Origin of the sequence: Pseudomonas sp. MYb118 (assembly GCF_040947875.1) — a bacterium.
GTDB lineage: Bacteria > Pseudomonadota > Gammaproteobacteria > Pseudomonadales > Pseudomonadaceae > Aquipseudomonas.
In genome coordinates, this window is the sequence record NZ_JBFRXN010000002.1 from 1,626,884 (window position 1) to 1,645,149 (window position 18,266).

At 58.1% G+C, this 18,266-nt stretch carries 13 protein-coding genes and 1 pseudogene; all 14 read right to left on the reverse strand.

Annotation, left to right across the window (positions count from 1 at the left end; genetic code table 11):
• Positions 1–87: 87 nt before the first annotated feature.
• A complete protein-coding gene (locus ABVN20_RS13400; protein ID WP_368556164.1) occupies positions 88–1,068 on the reverse strand; it encodes a serine/threonine-protein kinase in 981 nt (326 codons plus the stop codon).
• A complete protein-coding gene (locus ABVN20_RS13405; RefSeq protein ID WP_368556166.1) occupies positions 1,065–1,793 on the reverse strand; it encodes a PP2C family serine/threonine-protein phosphatase in 729 nt (242 codons plus the stop codon). The genes ABVN20_RS13400 and ABVN20_RS13405 overlap by 4 nt, the downstream gene beginning before the upstream one ends.
• Positions 1,793–5,290 carry a type VI secretion system membrane subunit TssM gene (tssM, locus tag ABVN20_RS13410; protein ID WP_368556168.1) on the reverse strand — a complete coding sequence of 1,166 codons (3,498 nt, stop codon included), beginning with the start codon at positions 5,288–5,290 and terminating at the stop codon, positions 1,793–1,795. Before tssM ends, ABVN20_RS13405 begins: the two co-directional genes overlap by 1 nt.
• Positions 5,291–5,302: 12 nt before the next feature.
• The gene (gene icmH / locus ABVN20_RS13415) at positions 5,303–6,178 is read right to left on the reverse strand and encodes a type IVB secretion system protein IcmH/DotU (protein WP_368556170.1); all 876 of its coding nucleotides are present in this window, start codon (positions 6,176–6,178) and stop codon (positions 5,303–5,305) included.
• A 5-nt stretch (positions 6,179–6,183) separates the two neighbouring features.
• Positions 6,184–7,515, reverse strand: a complete 1,332-nt coding sequence (gene tssK, locus ABVN20_RS13420; RefSeq protein ID WP_368556172.1) for a type VI secretion system baseplate subunit TssK — start codon at positions 7,513–7,515, stop codon at positions 6,184–6,186.
• A gap of 2 nt (positions 7,516–7,517) precedes the next feature.
• Positions 7,518–8,018: a type VI secretion system lipoprotein TssJ gene (gene tssJ / locus ABVN20_RS13425; protein ID WP_368556174.1), complete on the reverse strand. Its 501-nt coding sequence runs from the start codon at positions 8,016–8,018 to the stop codon at positions 7,518–7,520.
• A gap of 11 nt (positions 8,019–8,029) precedes the next feature.
• Positions 8,030–9,215 (reverse strand): annotated as a pseudogene (tagH, locus tag ABVN20_RS13430) (type VI secretion system-associated FHA domain protein TagH).
• A gap of 17 nt (positions 9,216–9,232) precedes the next feature.
• On the reverse strand, positions 9,233–9,373 hold the full coding sequence (locus ABVN20_RS13435) for a type VI secretion protein (protein WP_368556175.1): 141 nt from the start codon (positions 9,371–9,373) through the stop codon (positions 9,233–9,235).
• A 90-nt stretch (positions 9,374–9,463) separates the two neighbouring features.
• Complete coding sequence (locus tag ABVN20_RS13440; RefSeq protein WP_368556177.1) at positions 9,464–10,978, reverse strand: sigma-54 interaction domain-containing protein; 1,515 nt, start codon at positions 10,976–10,978, stop codon at positions 9,464–9,466.
• Between the two features lie 10 nt (positions 10,979–10,988).
• A complete protein-coding gene (gene tssH / locus ABVN20_RS13445) occupies positions 10,989–13,568 on the reverse strand; it encodes a type VI secretion system ATPase TssH (protein ID WP_368556178.1) in 2,580 nt (859 codons plus the stop codon).
• Between the two features lie 14 nt (positions 13,569–13,582).
• A complete protein-coding gene (tssG, locus tag ABVN20_RS13450; RefSeq protein WP_368556180.1) occupies positions 13,583–14,590 on the reverse strand; it encodes a type VI secretion system baseplate subunit TssG in 1,008 nt (335 codons plus the stop codon).
• The gene (gene tssF / locus ABVN20_RS13455) at positions 14,554–16,341 is read right to left on the reverse strand and encodes a type VI secretion system baseplate subunit TssF (RefSeq protein ID WP_368556181.1); all 1,788 of its coding nucleotides are present in this window, start codon (positions 16,339–16,341) and stop codon (positions 14,554–14,556) included. Before tssF ends, tssG begins: the two co-directional genes overlap by 37 nt.
• Before the next feature lie 13 nt (positions 16,342–16,354).
• Positions 16,355–16,762 (reverse strand): type VI secretion system baseplate subunit TssE, encoded by a 408-nt coding sequence (gene tssE, locus ABVN20_RS13460; protein WP_368556183.1) that lies wholly within the window; start codon positions 16,760–16,762, stop codon positions 16,355–16,357.
• A gap of 12 nt (positions 16,763–16,774) precedes the next feature.
• Positions 16,775–18,250, reverse strand: coding sequence for a type VI secretion system contractile sheath large subunit (gene tssC / locus ABVN20_RS13465; protein WP_368556185.1), 1,476 nt, complete (start codon positions 18,248–18,250; stop codon positions 16,775–16,777).
• Positions 18,251–18,266: the final 16 nt, after the last annotated feature.

The window sequence follows — 18,266 nt, forward strand, 5'->3', positions numbered from 1 at the left end:
ACGGCTGGCGCAGTTTAGCGATTTCCTGCAATAACACCACTATGCAGTGATGTTTGAAGAAGATACCTGTATTTTTGACGCCAATGACTACCAAGTCATGTGTTGCCTCCAGCTACCGTTGAAGCTGTCGCGCAGTTGGTCGGTAGTGATGGTCCGCTGGGTCGAATCGAAGGCCAACGCTGTTTGCAGCGCGGGCCAACAATGGCCGGGGAGGTTTCGAGGCGGTTGAAGCTCGCGATCCAGCTGCAGTTCACGTGCCTGGGTCGAGGGCAAGCGCCGGAATGGGTGTTTGCCGCTGGCCAGCTCATAGAGCAGACAGGCCACGCCATAAACGTCAGTGCTGGCTGACAATCGCTGCCCTTCGAGCAGTTCCGGCGCGGCGTAGGCTGGCGTCCAGGCATTGAAACGATCGCGATTGAGGTGTGCCAGCCCAGGCAAGATGTCCTCCTCGGCCTGCCCCAGGCCAAAGTCGAACAGACGCAACCCATCATCACCAAGGATCACGTTGCTGGGTTTGATGTCACCATGCAATACGCCACGAGCGTGGGCGTAGGCCAATGCTCCCAGTAGCGCAAACGCGATACCGCGTAATTCAGCCCAGCGCAGTCCCAACGGCCGCTCGCACAGCAGTTTGTCCAGCGTCAGCCCGCTTACCAGTTCCATGATAATGAATGCGCGCTGGCAGTCGGCATCCACGTCAAAGGCATAAGCTCGCAGGACGTTGTCGTGACGAAGGCGTCGGGTCAGGGCGAACTCGTTGTAGAGCAGAATGCCGGCGTCTGGCGCTCCGCAAACCTCTTCATTGAGCACTTTCAACGCTATGTAAGGATCAGCATCACCAAACTGCTCGCTCAACAAGTCGCGCGCTCGATAAACCACCCCCATGCCACCAGCCCCGAGTAGACGCTCGATACGGTAGCGGCCGGCCAGTACGTCAGGCATCTCTTTGACACGGGTGCTTTTGGGTGTCGACGCCCGCTCAGTCCCGGAAGCGTTAGCGAACGCGAAGTACGTCAGTTGATCGGCACGTTCCTCACATGAGCCACCTCGCGAAGCGATCAGGTTCATTGGCCAATCACGATGGCTGTCAGATTATCCCGGGCGGCGCCACGCAGTGCTCCATCGAAAAGGTGTTCCAGCGCCACTTGCGGTGCAGCCAGGTTCAGGGCACGGCCCAGTGCGTCGGGCCCCAGACCGTTGTACAAACCATCGCTGCATAACAAAAAGGTATCGCCGGGATAAATGCCAAGCTCGAGCACGTCCAACTTCAGCTGTTCGGCAGTGCCGATGGCACGGGTCAAGGCGCGGGCCGCAGGATGGGCCCCCGCATCTTCCAGGCTCAATTGCTGCTCATCAATGAGTTGCTGCTGTAGCGAATGGTCTTTGGACAACTGGTACAAGCGCTGGCCGCGCCACAGGTAGCAACGGCTGTCGCCAGCCCAGATGCAGGCTGCACGGCGACCATCTACCAGTAGAGCGACTACGGTACTGCCCATGACGCTGTCGTGACGGCCGGCAGCGAGAGTCAGGTCCTGTCCCAGTCGGCGGTTCAGCCAGTGCAGGCACTGTCGGACGCCCTCGAGTCGCTCGTCGAGGTCATCCCGTGCAGGCAATTGCGCCAGGCTGGCGACGATCAATTGACTCGCGATATCACCACCTTGATAACCACCCATGCCATCCGCGACAACCCATAACCCTTGCTGCGGACAATCGAGGAAGGCATCTTCGTTGCGCACCCGCACCTTGCCAGCATCGGTCCGGCCGGCACTGCGCCAGGGGCGAGCCACTGCCATCAGAGCTGCACCGGCATGCGGAAGGTACGTAGCGGGCCCAGGTCGAATGGATTCGGTGTGCGCTGGCTGTTCAGCAGGTAATTGGCGCGCAACCCGCCTACATCAGCCTTCAGAACCAGTACATCACGACCGCTGAGATACTCGGTTTGCATCAAGTCGAGCATTCGGAACAACGACCATGGCCCCGTATTTTTCTCAATGCCGATCGGACGGCCCACCGCTCTATCAAGGACCAGACTGGCGCGGCCGCCGTCAGTATCCGTCGGCCACTTGAACGCCACCGGCACAATTGGGCCATGGCGATACTCGATGACTCCATCACCAAACCTGAACTCGGAACGGCTGACAGCAGGGTCAAGGGTGTAGGGCTGCAGTTTGAACTGCACTTGCGGTTCAGCAGGGTTGATCGAGAAGAAACTCTGGCGAATCACTTGCGCAGTCGCCATCTGGTCGAGGTAGTTTCTGGAAATCGGCAGGCTTTGACCGTCGATGCTGCGCAGACGATAGTGACCCGGATCACCACTCACGAATGGCCGCAGGTAATTGTCGAAGAAGCGATCGGCAATGCCCTGGGCCTTGAAGAATTCGCGAAAGTCGCTGATCGCGACATCGCTGCTGCTGTGAGCGCTGAACGGGTAACGCTTGTTGATCACCTTGCCGTAGAAGCTGTACACCTCGCTCTGATACCGCTGGTTCAAGTACCGATAGGAATCGTTGAGCACCAGGCGCCAACTGTCTTCGGCCAGTACGTTCAACCACGTGCTGACCGGGCGTGGCAGCCGGTTAGATGCTTGGCGCAGGTCGCTCAGGGCATCACGCTGGCCTCCCATGCGGGTTATAGCCATCTCAAAAGCCGCCTGATCCGGAGCGCTGGCACGGGCGAGACTGGCCAGCTGCATTTGCAGGTCGTTCATTGCGGCCAACACCGGAGTCAACTCGGCGGTGGGGCCGTTGTCCTCATCCAGCAGACGGTGCAGCGGCTCGAAGCGACGCTGCAGGGAATCCTTCGCATTGCTGGGCAGGTTCCTGACTGCACCCGATGCTGTGCCAATGGCGGCCATAGCAAGTTGACCGCCCTTCTCGCCCAGTTTCCCGGCAATATTCGTGACGTCATCGGCACTGACGGTAATCATCGGGAAAAGCGTGTTCTCGCGCACTTGCGCCAGCAGTAGCAAGGCGGGCGAGTTCGCCGCGGTCAAACCTGCCAATTGCTCGGCGCCCTCCCGTGCACTGCTGATAGGTAGCAACGCCACCTGACCGACCGCATCGCTCCAGAAGTTGGCGTAGTCGCGAAAGTACAACTGCTCCAGTTCGCCCATCAGCCGTCGCAGGTCCCCGCTGCTGATATCCGAGCCTTCACCCAAAACCCAGTTGTCCCGCAGGATATCGTTGACCAATGCGTTGCCCTGGAGCGAAAAGTACTGCCGATACCCCTGCTGGGTGTAGAAGCCCGGGATTACGTAGTCGGTGCCGACAAACAGCGCTCCCTGGCCCCCCAAATACTGGCTCAAACGGTACTCTGGCAGTGTTCTGGCCTGTTCGCGCAGCATCCGGTACACCACGTTGGCCAGCGACTCGCTGCGCAGTACCTGACGCGCTTGTGCAACCAGCTGGTCGTCCAATGGATAGGCGAATGGCTGTGTGAGCAAGCGTCCGAAATGATTGTTCAAACCGTACTGAACGTCGGGATTGCCGGCATAACGTGAAGACCAGTCAGCGGCAAGCCAGTCCTTCAGCCAGGCTGCCTCGCGACGATCTTTCATATTCAGCATCAAGTAGGCTCGCAAGCTGTTGAGCAGACTTTCGCGATCCTTGAAATTGGCGCGAATCTGTCCTTCCAGCACGGCAGCGACCCTGGGTAACAGCTGGGCAGCAAGCTCTCGGTTGTATGCCGCCTTGACCTTAGGGCTGATATCGCCCCCAAGATACAGACCGCTGCGCTCGTAATACGAAACCTCGCCTTTCTCCGGAAAGACTTGCGTCGTCGCATAGCTGGTATCGAGGGTCGTGAGCACCGCTGCGAAATCATCGTTCGCGCTCAGAGCTGAGCGCTGCAGCGACCACTCAGTGGTCAGCCCTCGCAGCTTCTGCAAACGCTCATGGTTGGTGGAAAAGCTGCCGGCCCACAGCAGACCGATCAGACCCAGGGTCGCCAAAGCGGCAACGTACCACGCACGTTGGCCCCATTGGATGAGGTGGCGCTCACGCTTGTCCAGCCCGGACAGATCAGCCTCGGGAAATATGACTCGACTGAGCACGTGATGAATGAACCGTGAACGGCCCGTGCGCACAAGCGAGCGGGCGTGGGCTTTATCGACCCGGTTTGCGTCTTCGCTGACGCCTGCCAGGTAAAGTGCGCTGGTCAAATAAAAGCCGCGTAACAGGCAGGCACTCTGGTACCGATTACCCGAGAAAGCCATTTCGACAAACAGGCACAAGCCCTCGCCGATCTGCGCCATCTGGTGAGGAAAGTCGAGAATGCGGCCTCGACGCTCGGTATTGCGCTCCTGATGCATGCGCATGATCACCTGGCTGTTAAGGTGGCGCAGAAGCGCTTCGAACTCGCTGCGCACCACCTTGACGTCGGCATGTGACTGCTCTTCACCGAAACTCGAACCGAGCACCTGATCACGCTCCTCGCGCGTCAATTGATCGAAGAACTCTTCGAACCCGAGCAGCTTGTCAGCCTTGCTCAGTACCAGATACACCGGAGCATCGACATGCAGCTTCTGATGCACATCATTGAGGCGTGCACGTACCTGGCAAGCCAGCGCTTCGAGAACCTCGTGGCTGTCAGCGAGCAATCTTTCCACCGGGATGACCACCAGTACACCATTCAATGGTCGGTTACGGCGGCGCTTGCGCAGCAGGTCTAGCAGAGTGCTCCAGGCACGACCATCTACGTCGGCATCGGGTTGACTCAGGTATCGTCCGGCAGTGTCAATCAACACACCCTGCTCAGCGAAATACCAGTCGCAATGGGAAGTGCACAGCGTGTCGCCGCTCTGATGGTGGTCAACTCGGTTGATCGGAAATTCGAGCCCGGAAAAGTCCAACAGGCTGGTCTTGCCGCAGCCTTGGGGTCCGATCAACAAATACCAGGGCAAATCGCTACGCCAATTGTTGTCGCTACCCCGGTAGAGACTTGAGCTCTTCAGGGTTGCTATTGCCCCCTTGAAACGCGTGCGAAGTTCCTTGAGCTCTGCGTCGATCAACTTCTCACGGCGAATACGGTCCTGACCGTCCTCGGTCTTCTCGATATCTGCCTTGCGCGCTCCAGCACTCCAGCTGATGTAGACCATCGTCAGGCCCCAGATGAGGAGCAGTCCGTTGATGGTCAACAGACGGGAACCCCGTTCACTCCAGAACTTGTAGTCATTAACTGCCAGATAAGGGCCGAAAAACCACACGGACAGCGCGGCAAGCAGCGTCAACAACAGCGTCCAGACCCAAGGCTTGACCAGGAAGGCGGCGACTTTTCTGAGAGAATTCTTCATCACGCCCCCTGCCTACGCCTGCGACCGTGGCTGAACCATGGTCATACCCAGCGGCTGATAGGGTTTCAGTGCGGTGTCACGTTGCTCGCCCAATACCCAGGCGAAACTCGAGAACATCACCAACAGGCAGACCACGGTGAACAACACCACCATCCACGCCGGCACGATGCGTACAAGGTTGCGACGCGGATCACTCAAACCTTCCCAATGCGGCGACAATTCACGGGGCACATCTGCGCGCAGCTGGCGAATCTGCCGATACAGCCCGTCGCGCAAATCTTCGAGTTCAACCGTGCCGCGTACCTGCACACGGTACTTGCCCTCAAATCCAAGGGACAAGCACAAGTAGATCAGCTCCAGCATCGGCAAATGCCTGACCGGGCTCTTCAACAAGCGCTCCAGTAGCAGGAAAACCTTTTCACCACCGAACGTCTCGTTGTGGAAAGTGCTGAGCAGGCTCATCTGTGACCAGTCACTCACACTGCCCCAGGTCGTGGTCACGATGGCTTCGTCGACCACGGTGCACAGCACGTAACGCGCGGTTGTCACCAGGCTCTCTTCAGCACCATCGCGCAATGCGCGCTCTTGAAAGAGTCCCAGCTCATTACCTAGCCGCTGTTTGAGCGCGACAAGATCTTCGGGAGTATCGCGATGCTTGAGTTGCACCACTTCCGAAAGAAGGTTGGAGCTGGCGGCCACCAGCACATTGAGACTGATGTTGAACATCTGCTTCGGGCTACGTTGCGCGGCGTAAATCATTCTCTGGTCGAGGTGTTCGAAGCGAGGGGGTGCGGCGCAATCGGTCAGCAGATTGTGCTCGGGAGTTTGTCCCCAGTGGTCAAGCAAGACAGTTTTGTCATCCTGATGGTGTTCCATGTCCCTGGTCATGTCGCTCAGTTCCTGATAGCCCAGAATTTCAGTTCAAGCTCGTTGAACTCACCGGATACGTGGAACGCGAAGCCGCCTGAGCGCTCCAACTGGGCCAGGTCCTCGGTACTGAGTTCGAGCATGAAATAGGTTTTATTGGAGTGAAATGCGATCTGCCGCGGAGCGACAGCCAACGGTTTGACCTTGATGCCCGGCAGATGCAGATTGACCAGTTGGCGAATGCTCTCCACCGGACCTACCTTGAGGTGCGCAGGCAAGCGATGGCGCAACTCCTCCGAGTCGCAGTGGGCACTGGCCGCCAGCACGAAAGAGGCTGAACCGAGCAGCGTATGGTCATGCAATGCAGAAACGAGGATTCCGTACTGCCGGGCCTGCAGAGCCAGCTCGATGGCATGCTGTTCGAGCACCATCGACAGAGCCTCACGAATGACTTCCATCAATTTGCGAAAACTTGTGCCCTGATCACTGTGCAGGTATCGACTGTCCAGCCGTGGGCGTTTGTTGTCGCTGGAAAATGTCGCCAGGTCGCCGAGCATTGTCAGCAAGGTGCGGTACAACTCCTCCGGATGAACCTGATCCAGACCGAGGCAATGGCGAAGTGTCAGCTCGGTGCGGTTGATCAGTTGCAACATCATGAAGTCACCGACTTCCGCACCGCCCACCTTGCCGTTGGAACGGATGCGTTCGGCGATGGTGTCACCACGAATGCCGAGCATGCTGATCACTTCTTTCAGACACGAAATCAGGTAGCTGGAAGAATGTGTCCGAAGATAGGTCGGCACAAAATCGGGATCGAGGCTGATCACGCCGTCGGGGGTGGTATCGAGCACGACGCAGACTTTGAGCTTCACATAGGCCTGATCACTCTGCTGTTCACCGAGCAGCAGCCTGAAGTCCGGCCGACCACAGCTGACCTGGCTGATCCCCCCTTCGCCAGCATTGGAGTCGGCCACGTCGGTTGGGTAAACGGTGTAACGCGCCAGTACGTCAGATTGTTCCTGTCGACGCGACTCAATGTGATTCCCCGTAACCAGCGGCAGCGCCAGGTAGATCGGCGTGCTACCTGTGTTCGGCGGTACATCCAGAGCCAGCGGCTCAGTGCTGCCACCGAGTTCGAACAGGCTGCCGTCCGGCAAAATTCCCGAGGCTTGCCTGATCACCAGTTTTCCCATGTTGAGAAACTGCACATCAACATCAAGGCCAAGAAACCCCCAGGTGTAACTGCCCAGCAATTGGGTGCGAGTCTTCAACTGGTGGGCGTAGTAGCGATCGTGATGCTGGAAATGTTGCGGCCTCAGCAGCATGCCTTCCTGCCAGATGACTTTATCGGCATTCATGATCAGTCATCCGCCTTGATAGTCGTTTGAGCGCTGTTGCGAATGCCCATCTCATCGAGGATCAGAGCAACATCAGTGACTGCTTTCGGAGTCACCGGCGCCGTGTAGCGCCATTGGGTATGCGCAAGATCGCGATAAGCCGCCAGGATTGCGACGTAGCGACTCCCCTTCTCCACGCTGAGCATGAGCTCCACGGTTTCACCTGGGCGCAATTCGAGCTCTTCGCTGGCCACCAGGTCCGGCGCCAATGACTCCTTGGCGCGTTCGTACACACTGAAGAAGTCGGCATTCTCGAAAACCACCGGATGGCTGAGCTCATACAGGCGTACGACAATTGGCGATGGGCGTCCATTAAGGTCTGGATTCAGCCGGTCACTGCCAGTGAGCGTCAGGTTGACCTTGGTCATTTGGGAAAATGGCGACAGCGCCGAACAACCGGCGAGCAGCACCGTGATCGCAATCACCATCAGACGCTTGAGAAAAACACTCGAAGAACAAGACATGCACATCATCCTTAATGATCGGTATGAAGAGTGGAAATCAGGCGGACCTGCTCTTCGTAGGCCTGAGCGAAATCGCGAGCCAGCAGACGCTCGATCCAGTCATCGTCCTGGCGTAAAGACTGGTGATAACGGCCGTAGGCTCTCCATCGGCTCGAGGACGTGGCGAACAACGGCGGGTTGTCTCGCTCCAATCTCAAGGTCAGTTGCTCTGGGGAAAAATGCTCGAGCACACCCCGAACAGCTGCACGGGTGGCGGTGAGCAAGGCCACCTGATGCGCTTGCAAATCCCGGTGCGCGCGGAGGATCGACTGCTGCGCGGTCAACTGCCCCGGCTTGCTCGGCTGTAACAGAAGGCCCAGCACCTCATCTGCATCGACGGCGCGTTTCAAAGGGTCCCGGTTTGCAACTTGCGCCGTGGTCATGGCCAGGCGCAGCTCGTTTTTCAGCTCGCTGCGAGTGCGCAGACTCTGCTGCAAGCCATCGAATACTTTGCTTGAGCAAGTGAGCAACGTTCAGCGCCAGGGCTTCACGGGCACCTTGGTCGCGGCCTTCGAGCTTGATGCCCAACGCAGTACCGAACTGCTCCCAAAAGCTCTCGGTCTGAGACTGTGCGGCTTCGGGCCTGGCCTCATCCGACGCGCTTACCAGCTCGGGTACAATCAGGCACTCCGTGTCGATACGCGCATAGTCGGCACGCTGACAGTTGGTTGCGAAGCTGGGACCAGGAGAAATGAGCTCGTCAAACTCCGAGTACGTCCTCTCCTGCGCATCGAGCGCCAGCAACGGGTCGAGCTCAAGATTGAGAAACGCATCGTCCGGAATGGTGCTGCTCGTCGCTCGCAGGCATCCGATGCTCCTATCGAAAGTTGCCGGATCGCGCACCAGTTGCGCCCGGATCTCGAAATCACCCAGCACATAGAGGTTGTCCTGCTCGATAGGCGTCGCCACGCCCTTGCGCAAGATCACACCACTCTTGCGCTCCTGGACTCCATTACTGCTGGTATCCGTCAGGAAAAATACGCCATCGCGGTAACTGATGGTCGCGTGCTGCTTGGACAACTGACGCTTACGGTCCGGGATGACCCAATCGCAACTTTCTTCTCGACCGATGACGCCACCGGCCTGCCTGAAAGTCTTGCGCCACGCCATCGCGGGAACGAACTGTTTGTTGTTCTGCAGCTCGAGAACCAACTCCATGGTGATACTCCTTGTGATCACTTGCCGCGATTGGCCGCCTGTGGATCGCCTAATGGTCTATAGGCGCTGTCATTGAATTTGTAATTGCCGCCGCATCCGACGACACCGAATAGAACAACAAGGGTCAGCACGACGGCCGGGCAGTGACGAACAGACATCAGAACAACTCCAAAGGTGGATAACCCACGGGACACCCCTCTCGGGTGGCGTTACCGGAAATGGATGAAGTGAAAACGACACTCTGCGTTCTAGACATCGCGGTTACTCCGATTGATGTTGAGCCTACCGAGTCGGTACAGCAGCGTGCGGCGTGGCAGGCCGAGTTCGCGGGCAGCCACGGTCTGGTTGCCGTCGTTCTTGCGCAGGCAATCGAGCAACAGGCCACGCTCAACCTGGTCCAACTGTTGGCGCAGGTTGAGGCGGGTGTCGTCACGTGCAGCGGTAAGGCGTAGAGAGAAATGCTCAACCAGCAGCTCTCCCCCCTCGCACAACAGCACCGCGCGTTCGACCAGGCCCTTGAGTTCGCGCACATTGCCGGGAAAGGCATAGGCGGAAAGATGGTCCAACGCAGCGTCCGACCACAGCAGCTCTTCACGCTGCAAAAAAGAGCACGCCTGGTCAGCGAAATATCGAGCGAGGTCGAGAATGTCTCCTGCGCGATGGCGCAGGGCAGGTAGCTCGATCGGAAATTGTGAAAGGCGGTAGTACAGGTCTTCGCGAAACTTGCCTTCGCTGACCAGCAACTGCAAATCCCGGTGCGTGGCGGCAATGATCCGCACATCGATCTTGTGGGTGACATTTGAGCCCAAAGGACGGATCTCGCCTTCCTGCAACACGCGCAACAACTTGGCTTGCAGGGGCAACGGCATGTCACCGATTTCATCGAGTAGAAGGGTGCCGCCATTGGCCGCGTCGAACAGGCCGCTCCGATCACGGTCGGCCCCGGTAAAAGCCCCCTTGCGGTAGCCGAACAGCTCACTTTCCAGCAGGCTCTCAGGGAACGCTGCACAGTTTTGCACGATGAACGCCTGGGCGCGGCGCGGACCACCATCGTGAATTGCTCGGGCGACCACCTCTTTGCCAGTGCCCGTCTCGCCACGCAACAACACGGTGTAGGGACTGTGCAGCACCTTACTGATCAACGAATAGGTGTCGCGCATGGCCTTGCTCTTGCCAATCAACCCATACCCGCTGACGTTCGGGACGCTGCGCACCAGCTGGGTCTCCCCGACGGGCTTGCGTAGCCGTTGTAACAAGTGCAATTGGCCGAGCACGAACGACCCCAGTCGACCCAGGGAGTCGGCGAAACCCTGCAAGTCGATGTGCTGACGGCTGGCACACAGCAACAAGCCTTCGACAGCCTTGCTACGATTGACCAGAGGGACGCACAACAACGACTGCCAAGGCCGGGGCTGCGTCGGCAGGAACGTTGTGTCGTGCAGACTCCCGCTCAACTCGCAGAGGCTGACTACGCGGTTCTGACACAGGGCGAATTGCAGCAACTGCTCGCCGTTGTAATTCGCTGGCAGATTGGCTGGATCACGGGGCTGCAGAATGCCATTCAAGCACTCGACGCTCATGCCCAGATGAGTACGTGTCACATCCAGCAGATACACCTGCGTCAACTCACAGCCACTTAACTCTGCCCCTGCACGCGCAAAATCCGCCAGCAACGACGCTCCGTCCGGCGAGAGGGACAAGCTGGAAAAGTGCGCCAAAAGAGACTCGGCATACACCAGTGGCTGCGGTACATGCGTAAACATGACACCCACCTCAAGCAAACTCGCAAGTCACGGCGGCATGTCCATCAAGCGTCGCGTAGACGCTTTTGAGACTTACACCGCCGGCCATCGCGTCGAGGAGGCGGTCAGCAATCCGAGGCATCAAGTGCAGGTCCAACAGATGATCGATCAACCGCGCACCGCTGCCGCTTTGCGTACAACGTGCAACAAGGTGATCGACCAGACCTGGGGAGTAAGTGAAATCCAGCTGACGTCGCCTTAAACGTTCACACAATTGCCCGAGTTTGATCTCGATGAGCTCGCGCAACACCGGCCCGCTGACCGGGTAGTAAGGCACTACACGCATGCGCGCCAGCAGAGCAGGTTTGAAGTGCTTGCTGAGCACAGGGCGAATGGTTTTTTCGAGCACCTCAACGGCAGGACGCACGTTGTTGGCGCAGAGCTCGTCGATTTGCTCGCTGCCCAGATTCGAGGTCAACAGGATCAACGTGTTTCGGAAATCTATCTCGCGCCCTTCGCCATCATTGGCCACGCCTTTATCGAAGATCTGGTAGAACAGGTTGAGTACATCCGGGTCGGCTTTTTCAACTTCATCGAGCAACACCACCGAATACGGCTTCTGGCGCACCGCTTCGGTGAGCATGCCGCCTTCGCCGTAGCCGACGTAACCGGGCGGAGCACCAATCAGGCGCGAAACCGTGTGCCTCTCCTGAAACTCCGACATGTTGAGGGTAGTGATGAAACGATCACCGCCGTAAAGCAGATCGGCAAGGGCTAGCGCAGTTTCGGTCTTACCAACGCCACTCGGGCCAACCAGAAGGAACACACCCACCGGTGCTGCCGGGTTGTTCAAGCCGGCAGCAACCGCACGCATTGAACGGTCGAGCGCCTGAATGGCTTGCTCCTGACCACGGATACGGGCGCGCAGGTCTGCGCCAAAACTCGCGACCCTGGCGTTATGCTCACGTGCTACTTGCTCCACTGGTACACCGGTCCAGGCGCTGATAACTTCGGCCACCAGCCGGGGGCATACCTCAAAACTCACCAGACGCTGTTCAACCTGAGCCTCGGTCAGGGCGCGATGGGCATCGTTCAAGGCAACTTCCAGGTTTGTGACAGACTCCACGGCACCGGATTGACGCGCCTCGGCAAGTTGCCGACGCAGATCAAGTAGATCCTGGGCAAGTGACTTCTGTTCGTCCCACAGGGTTTCCAGCACAACTTTTTCGTCTTCAATCGCGGCCAGACGAACCTCCAACACCTCCAGCACCGCATGATTGATCAGCAGGCCGGCTTCGGCGTCACGGCGTAACGCCTGACTCTGACGACGGCCCTCGATCAGTTCACCCCGCAGGTGCTCGAGGTCTTGGGGGGCAGCGGCAAGACTGATGCGCACTCGAGCACAGGCGGTGTCGAGCACGTCGACCGCCTTATCCGGCAACTGACGACCTGCGAGGTAGCGCGCGGACAATTGCGCCGCAGCAACCACCGCATCGTCACGCAGATAGATACCGTGGTTTTTCTCGTAAACCTGCGCCAACCCGCGAAGGATGGTCACCGCCTCGCTGACAGTCGGTTCATGCAATTGCACCGGCTGAAATCGACGGGCCAGCGCCGGGTCCTTTTCAAAATACTTCTTGTACTCGGTCCAGGTGGTCGCGGCGATCGTGCGTAATTCACCACGTGCCAGCGCCGGCTTGAGCAGATTGGCTGCGTCGCTCCCCCCTGCATTGCCACCCGCGCCAATCAGAGTGTGCGCTTCGTCAATGAACAGGATGACGGGCTTCGATGAGGCGTTGACTTCGTCGATCACACCCTTGAGGCGGCGCTCGAACTCACCTTTGACGCTGGCCCCGGCCTGCAACAGCCCAATGTCCAGGGACAACAGTTCGACACCTTTCAACACTGGGGGTACTTCTCCTGCGGCAATGCGCGAAGCGAGCCCCTCGACAATGGCGGTTTTACCTACACCTGCCTCACCGACCACGATCGGGTTGTTCTTGCGCCGACGAGCCAGGATGTCGACCATCTGCCGAATCGCACCATCACGACACAACACCGGATCAATCTTGCCGTCGCGAGCCTGCTGGGTCAGGTTGTGGGTAAAGCGCTCCAGCAATGACTCTGTCGACGAGACGGGACCGTCAGTCGCCGCCTGCTTTCGCTCCGACAGAACGAATGCTTTCAAGCGCTCGATGTTCAATCCGGCCAGTAATGCCTGGTAACGACTGCCGGCGTAGCGCATAGGGTTACGCAGTAATGCCAGGACAAGCGCAGACTGCTCGACGACTGTCTGGCCCAATTCGAGATTCGCCACCAGCAGCGCATCCTGCAACCATTGCACCAGTTCCGGGGCAAACACCGGATTACGCGAGGCATTGTGTTCAACTCGCGATTGCAAGGCCGCACTCAGTCGGCCGGCATCTACTTCTGCGTCGCGCAACGCGCGTATCAGCAAACCGTGCGGTCGCTCCAGCAATCCCAGCAGCAAATCTTCGACAAGGATCTTGCTGCCACCACGGGCGACGCATCGCTCGGCAGCACTTTCCAGATCAAGACGCGTCTCGGCATCGAGTGTCTGAATCAGTTGTTGCAGATCTACGTTGATCATTGTCCATCATTCCCTTAATGAATTTTGCTGCCCAGGGTCACCACGCCGTCCGCTTTTTCGCAGCCCAGCCAACTGGTCCAACCCAAGCGACACGCGTTCTGCTCTCCGATACGCAGTTCGCGGACTTCCTCCCTTCGCAGTACCAGGCGAATGTCGTAATCGAGCGGATCTCGCAAGGTGAAGCGCACCAGCGCGCATAACGGCTGGTAGCCAAAACCGATCGGCAGGAATTCGTGAAAACGCCGCCAGTCGAGTTCACGGATGTGAATACGGAATTTTCCGCTGCGGTCGCGCACTCGCTCGCCCAGGACCAGGTTTGCGCTCAGCAGGCTGTTGGCACATCCCAAAAGATTGCGCTGCTCGTCAAGAATGACCACGCGACGCTCGATGCACTGCTCAATGATCAGCTCGGCATGCTTGAAGTAGTAACGCAGCACCGCTTCGATCAGCGCCGCCGAATGCGCCCGCAGGCTCAGCAGACCGAGATACGGCAGCAGGCGCTTCCAGTTCAGTTCCCTGGCGTGGCGGATCTCTTCACCGCCGAGACCGATAAGGGCAAACAGTTGCGCAGAGAACGGGTCGCGGGCACCACTCGTGAAACTGGCGTGGTAGCGGTATTTCTTCCAGATCGGCAACATCAATCGTTGCAGGCGGTGGTGAAAAAGATCGAGGAAGCCACAGATCGTGTTGCCATCTTCGCTGTCGCCCAATGCTTGTTCGCCGTAAAACGCCGGGAGTGGAGAGCCAGAGCCGACCAGGCCAATCAGGTTCAAGCGCAGGCGTGCGCGCATCAACCCATGCTCTTGAAAGAACTCCACACGATCAATGTCGCTGCCGGGAAAACCAAGACTTGGGTTGGCCTGGAATTCCAGCTGGTCGTACAGGTCGTCTTCACTCAGCTGCGGGTGCGCATCGCGCAACCGATCAAGCACCAGAAGCACAGCCTGAAACATCGAGTACTCGCGTATGCAACGGGTAAGCCCGCTCAAAGCAGCGGCTGCAGCCCCATACGTGGCGTCCATTGGTACACCTCTCCTTGTGTGCTTTTGACCCGCAACTCGTGATATGAATTAAGGCTGGCGTAGAGCGCGAAAAACTCGTTGAGCACCGAGGCGAAAACGAACAAGTCGCCCTCGCCGATGTACCCCTGGGGGTCGATGGTCAGTTCGGTACGCAAGCCACGTACCGGCAACCCCTGATGAAGTCGGTCAACGTGCTGATGCCTGATCGACTTGAGGCCGCCTAACAGGCGCTTGCTGACTTTTTCTGCGTGCTGATCGTAGTAGCGCGGCAGATCATAGGTTTCCAGAATCACCTTCAACGCATTGACGTCGGCCAGCGACAGGTAGTTGAGCGACATGTTGCTGATCAGTTTCCAGAGGAAATCCCGGTTGACTGGTGGCGCAAAACTACTGGTGACGGGCGTGATATTGCGGAAATTGAGAAACTCGGGCGTTTTTTCGCAGGCAATGCAGATGTCACCAAGCTTGAGCTTGCGTGGCAGGTTCTGATTGGTACATGTCAGCTCGATCGACAGGGTTTCCTGTACTTCGGTGTCGCGAACACCAAAGCTCAGATAAGTATCGAGCCCATCGTGCAGCGAGGAAGTCCGTTGGCGCACGCTGTAATGGGGACGACTGGTGGACACATCGAAACTCGGATCGTGCTCGAAGGATTCGAACGGCACATACTCTTCATATCCGCGCCCCCCGACATTCCATCCGGTCACACTTTCCACCGAAAACACACCGCAGCTTTGCGGATCGTATTTGACGGGCAGCAACAGGTACTCGTCCTGCTTGCCGTCGAAACGGATTGGCAAGGCGTCGTGCTTGAACAAATTGACGACCGGCGTGCAGTGGAGCCTTACGTTGTCGAGTGTCGGACGCAGGCGCTGGATCCCACTGCTACGGATACCGAAACGTAATTCGAGACCACGAACCTGTTTAAGGATACTGGCCGGTAGTGCCTCGAGAATATCCAGGCCACTGATGTCGACGAACAGAAACTTGTCCTGGAAAGCGAAGTATTCCTGCAGATAGCGATAGCCACGAAACGTATTCAGGGGATACGGGATTAACGCCTCCTCTTCGGCAAACCCCACCGGCTGCACGCAGCTACCCGGTATCCTGAGCGTCATTGGCGTACCGTCTTCCCCTGTAACAGGCCCTCCGACGGCGTCCAGCGGGACGAGTTCGATACCGTCCAGATTGCGTAGCAGACTGAGGTACAACATCTGGCTGATGTAGCGTTCACCGGCAAAGTGCAGGCGCAAGCGCTTCAGTTCCATCTCGCCAAGGTGGCCTTCAACACTCATTTCCAGACGCATACTCAACAGCGAACCCTCGCCCGTTACTGAGTAATTCAACCCGGCGAGATTCAGCGGCAGTAGTTCAACCGGATAGCACGTGCGGAAACAGCAGCTCACCCCATCGACAGGTAGGCTCTCGACTGGCGTGTCTCGCTCGACCCGCAACGCGGAACCCGTACGCTGCAAGGGCTCGAACTGCAAAATGCTGAATGCGGGCAGTGGCCGCATGTAGTTGGGCCACAATAGCTGCATCAGCGAATGACTGAGCTCCGGCAGTTCGTCATCGAGCTTCTGGCGCAAGCGCCCGGTCAAAAATGCAAACCCCTCCAGCAAGCGCTCCACGTCCGGATCTCTCCCAGCCTGCCCCAGGAAAGGTGCCAATGCCGGGCTGCGCTCGGCGAATCGACGACCCAGCTGGCGAAGTGCTGTGAGTTCACTTTGGTAGTAGTGGTTGAAGGACACCGTATGAAGCTCCTTAGCTGACCTTGACCTGACCGCTGCCATCCAGGCACGCGATGAAACTGACCTGACGCTTGCAGTCTTCCACTCTCAGCAGGCCTTCGATGGCGAACGACAGGCGAAGCTGATTCTGCTCATGCGGGAGAGCGACGACGTTCACGCTGCTCAAACGCGGTTCGTAGGCCTCGATGAAGCGTTCGATGGCCAGGCGAGCCTGATTCAAAGAGTCGTGCAGGCTCAGACGCATGTCATTGAGATCTGGCAGACCATAATCAGCCAACGTCTGAACGCTGCCTGCACGGGTGCTGAGCATCCTGGCGAGATGGGCAGCCACCGACGCCATGGCGCAGGCCTCATGGTTCCACCCGCCCCGTTCTTCCGTATCGCCACACAAGCGCTCGAAAAGGCTGCCGTATCCAGTCATGGCTCGCGTCCCTTACTCCTTGTCCAGCTTGCCTACCAGTGACAGGGTGAAATCGGCCCCCATGTACTTGAAGTGCGGGCGCACGTTGAGACTGACGCGGTACCAGCCTGGCTCGCCTTCCACGTCACTGACGATGACCTGGGCTGCGCGCAGCGGGCGGCGGCCACGAACTTCGGCGCTCGGGTTTTCCTGATCGGCGACGTACTGGCGAATCCACTTGTTGAGTTCCAGCTCAAGGTCGGTGCGCTCCTTCCAGGAACCCAACTGCTCGCGCTGCAATACCTTCAGGTAATGAGCCAGCCGATTGACAACCATCATGTAAGGCAACTGAGTACCGAGCTTGTAGTTGAGCTCAGCTGTCTTGCCTTCTGCGCTGATGCCAAAGAACTTGGCCTTCTGCACTGAGCTGGCGGAGAAGAACGCCGCGTTGTCGGAGCCTTTGCGCATGGTCAGGGAGATGAAGCCCTCCTCCGCGAGTTCGTACTCGCGACGGTCCGACACCAGTACCTCGGTCGGGATCTTGGTTTCGATTTCGCCCATGCTTTCGAAATGATGCAACGGCAGATTCTCAACGGCACCACCACTTTGCGGACCGATGATGTTGGGGCACCAACGAAATTTGGCGAAGCTGTCGGTCAGCCTGGTGGCGAACGCGTAGGCAGTGTTACCCCATAGGTAGTGCTCGTGGCATTTGGCGACGTTTTCTTTGTATACGAACGATTTCACCGGATTTTCTTGCGGGTCGTATGGCGTGCGCAGCAGGAAACGCGGCACGGTCAGGCCGACATAACGAGCATCTTCAGACGTTCGAAAACTCTGCCACTTGGCGAATTGAGGGCCGTCGAAGTGATCCTTCAGATCCTTCAGGTCCGGCAGGCCGGTGAAGCTTTCCAGACCGAAGAAATTCGGACCTGCTGCCGCTATGAAAGGCGCATGAGACATGCAGGCGACACTGGACACGTACTGCATCAGCTTCACGTCCGGCGAACTGGGGGACATGAAGTAGTCGGCAATGATCGCCCCCACCGGCTGTCCACCAAACTGCCCGTATTCTGCGGTGTAAACATGCTTGTACAAGCCGGCCTGCATCACTTCCGGGGAGTCTTCGAAATCCTCCAGCAGGTCGTCCTTGGAGACGTTGAGAATTTCAATCTTGATGTTTTCGCGGAAGTTGGTGCGGTCGACCAAGAGATGCAGGCCACGCCAGGATGATTCCAGGGATTGGAAGTCAGGATGGTGAAGTATCTCGTCCATCTGACAGCTGAGCTTCGCATTGATATGGGCAATCATCCGATCAACCATGGCTTTCTTGACCGGCTCACCGTTGTTTTGCGGCTTTAGCAGCTCTTCTATGAACGCCGACACGCCACGTTTCGCGATGTCGTATGCTTCGTCATCCGGCTTCAGGCGGGTTTCGGCGATGATGCTTTCGAGGATGCTGTACTGCCCGCTCTCGTGACTGTTTTGTTGCTCTGCATTCGTGCTCATGATGTTGGCTTCCTTG

Excerpts from the sequence above, each read along its gene's own strand:
- ABVN20_RS13400 (WP_368556164.1), bottom strand. The coding sequence starts at position 1,068 with ATGAACCTGATCGCTTCGCGAGGTGGCTCATGTGAGGAACGTGCCGAT.
- ABVN20_RS13405 (WP_368556166.1), bottom strand. The coding sequence starts at position 1,793 with ATGGCAGTGGCTCGCCCCTGGCGCAGTGCCGGCCGGACCGATGCTGGC.
- tssM (WP_368556168.1), bottom strand. The coding sequence starts at position 5,290 with ATGAAGAATTCTCTCAGAAAAGTCGCCGCCTTCCTGGTCAAGCCTTGG.
- icmH (WP_368556170.1), bottom strand. The coding sequence starts at position 6,178 with ATGACCAGGGACATGGAACACCATCAGGATGACAAAACTGTCTTGCTT.
- tssK (WP_368556172.1), bottom strand. The coding sequence starts at position 7,515 with ATGAATGCCGATAAAGTCATCTGGCAGGAAGGCATGCTGCTGAGGCCG.
- tssJ (WP_368556174.1), bottom strand. The coding sequence starts at position 8,018 with ATGTCTTGTTCTTCGAGTGTTTTTCTCAAGCGTCTGATGGTGATTGCG.
- ABVN20_RS13435 (WP_368556175.1), bottom strand. The coding sequence starts at position 9,373 with ATGTCTGTTCGTCACTGCCCGGCCGTCGTGCTGACCCTTGTTGTTCTA.
- ABVN20_RS13440 (WP_368556177.1), bottom strand. The coding sequence starts at position 10,978 with ATGTTTACGCATGTACCGCAGCCACTGGTGTATGCCGAGTCTCTTTTG.
- tssH (WP_368556178.1), bottom strand. The coding sequence starts at position 13,568 with ATGATCAACGTAGATCTGCAACAACTGATTCAGACACTCGATGCCGAG.
- tssG (WP_368556180.1), bottom strand. The coding sequence starts at position 14,590 with ATGGACGCCACGTATGGGGCTGCAGCCGCTGCTTTGAGCGGGCTTACC.
- tssE (WP_368556183.1), bottom strand. The coding sequence starts at position 16,762 with ATGACTGGATACGGCAGCCTTTTCGAGCGCTTGTGTGGCGATACGGAA.
- tssC (WP_368556185.1), bottom strand. The coding sequence starts at position 18,250 with ATGAGCACGAATGCAGAGCAACAAAACAGTCACGAGAGCGGGCAGTAC.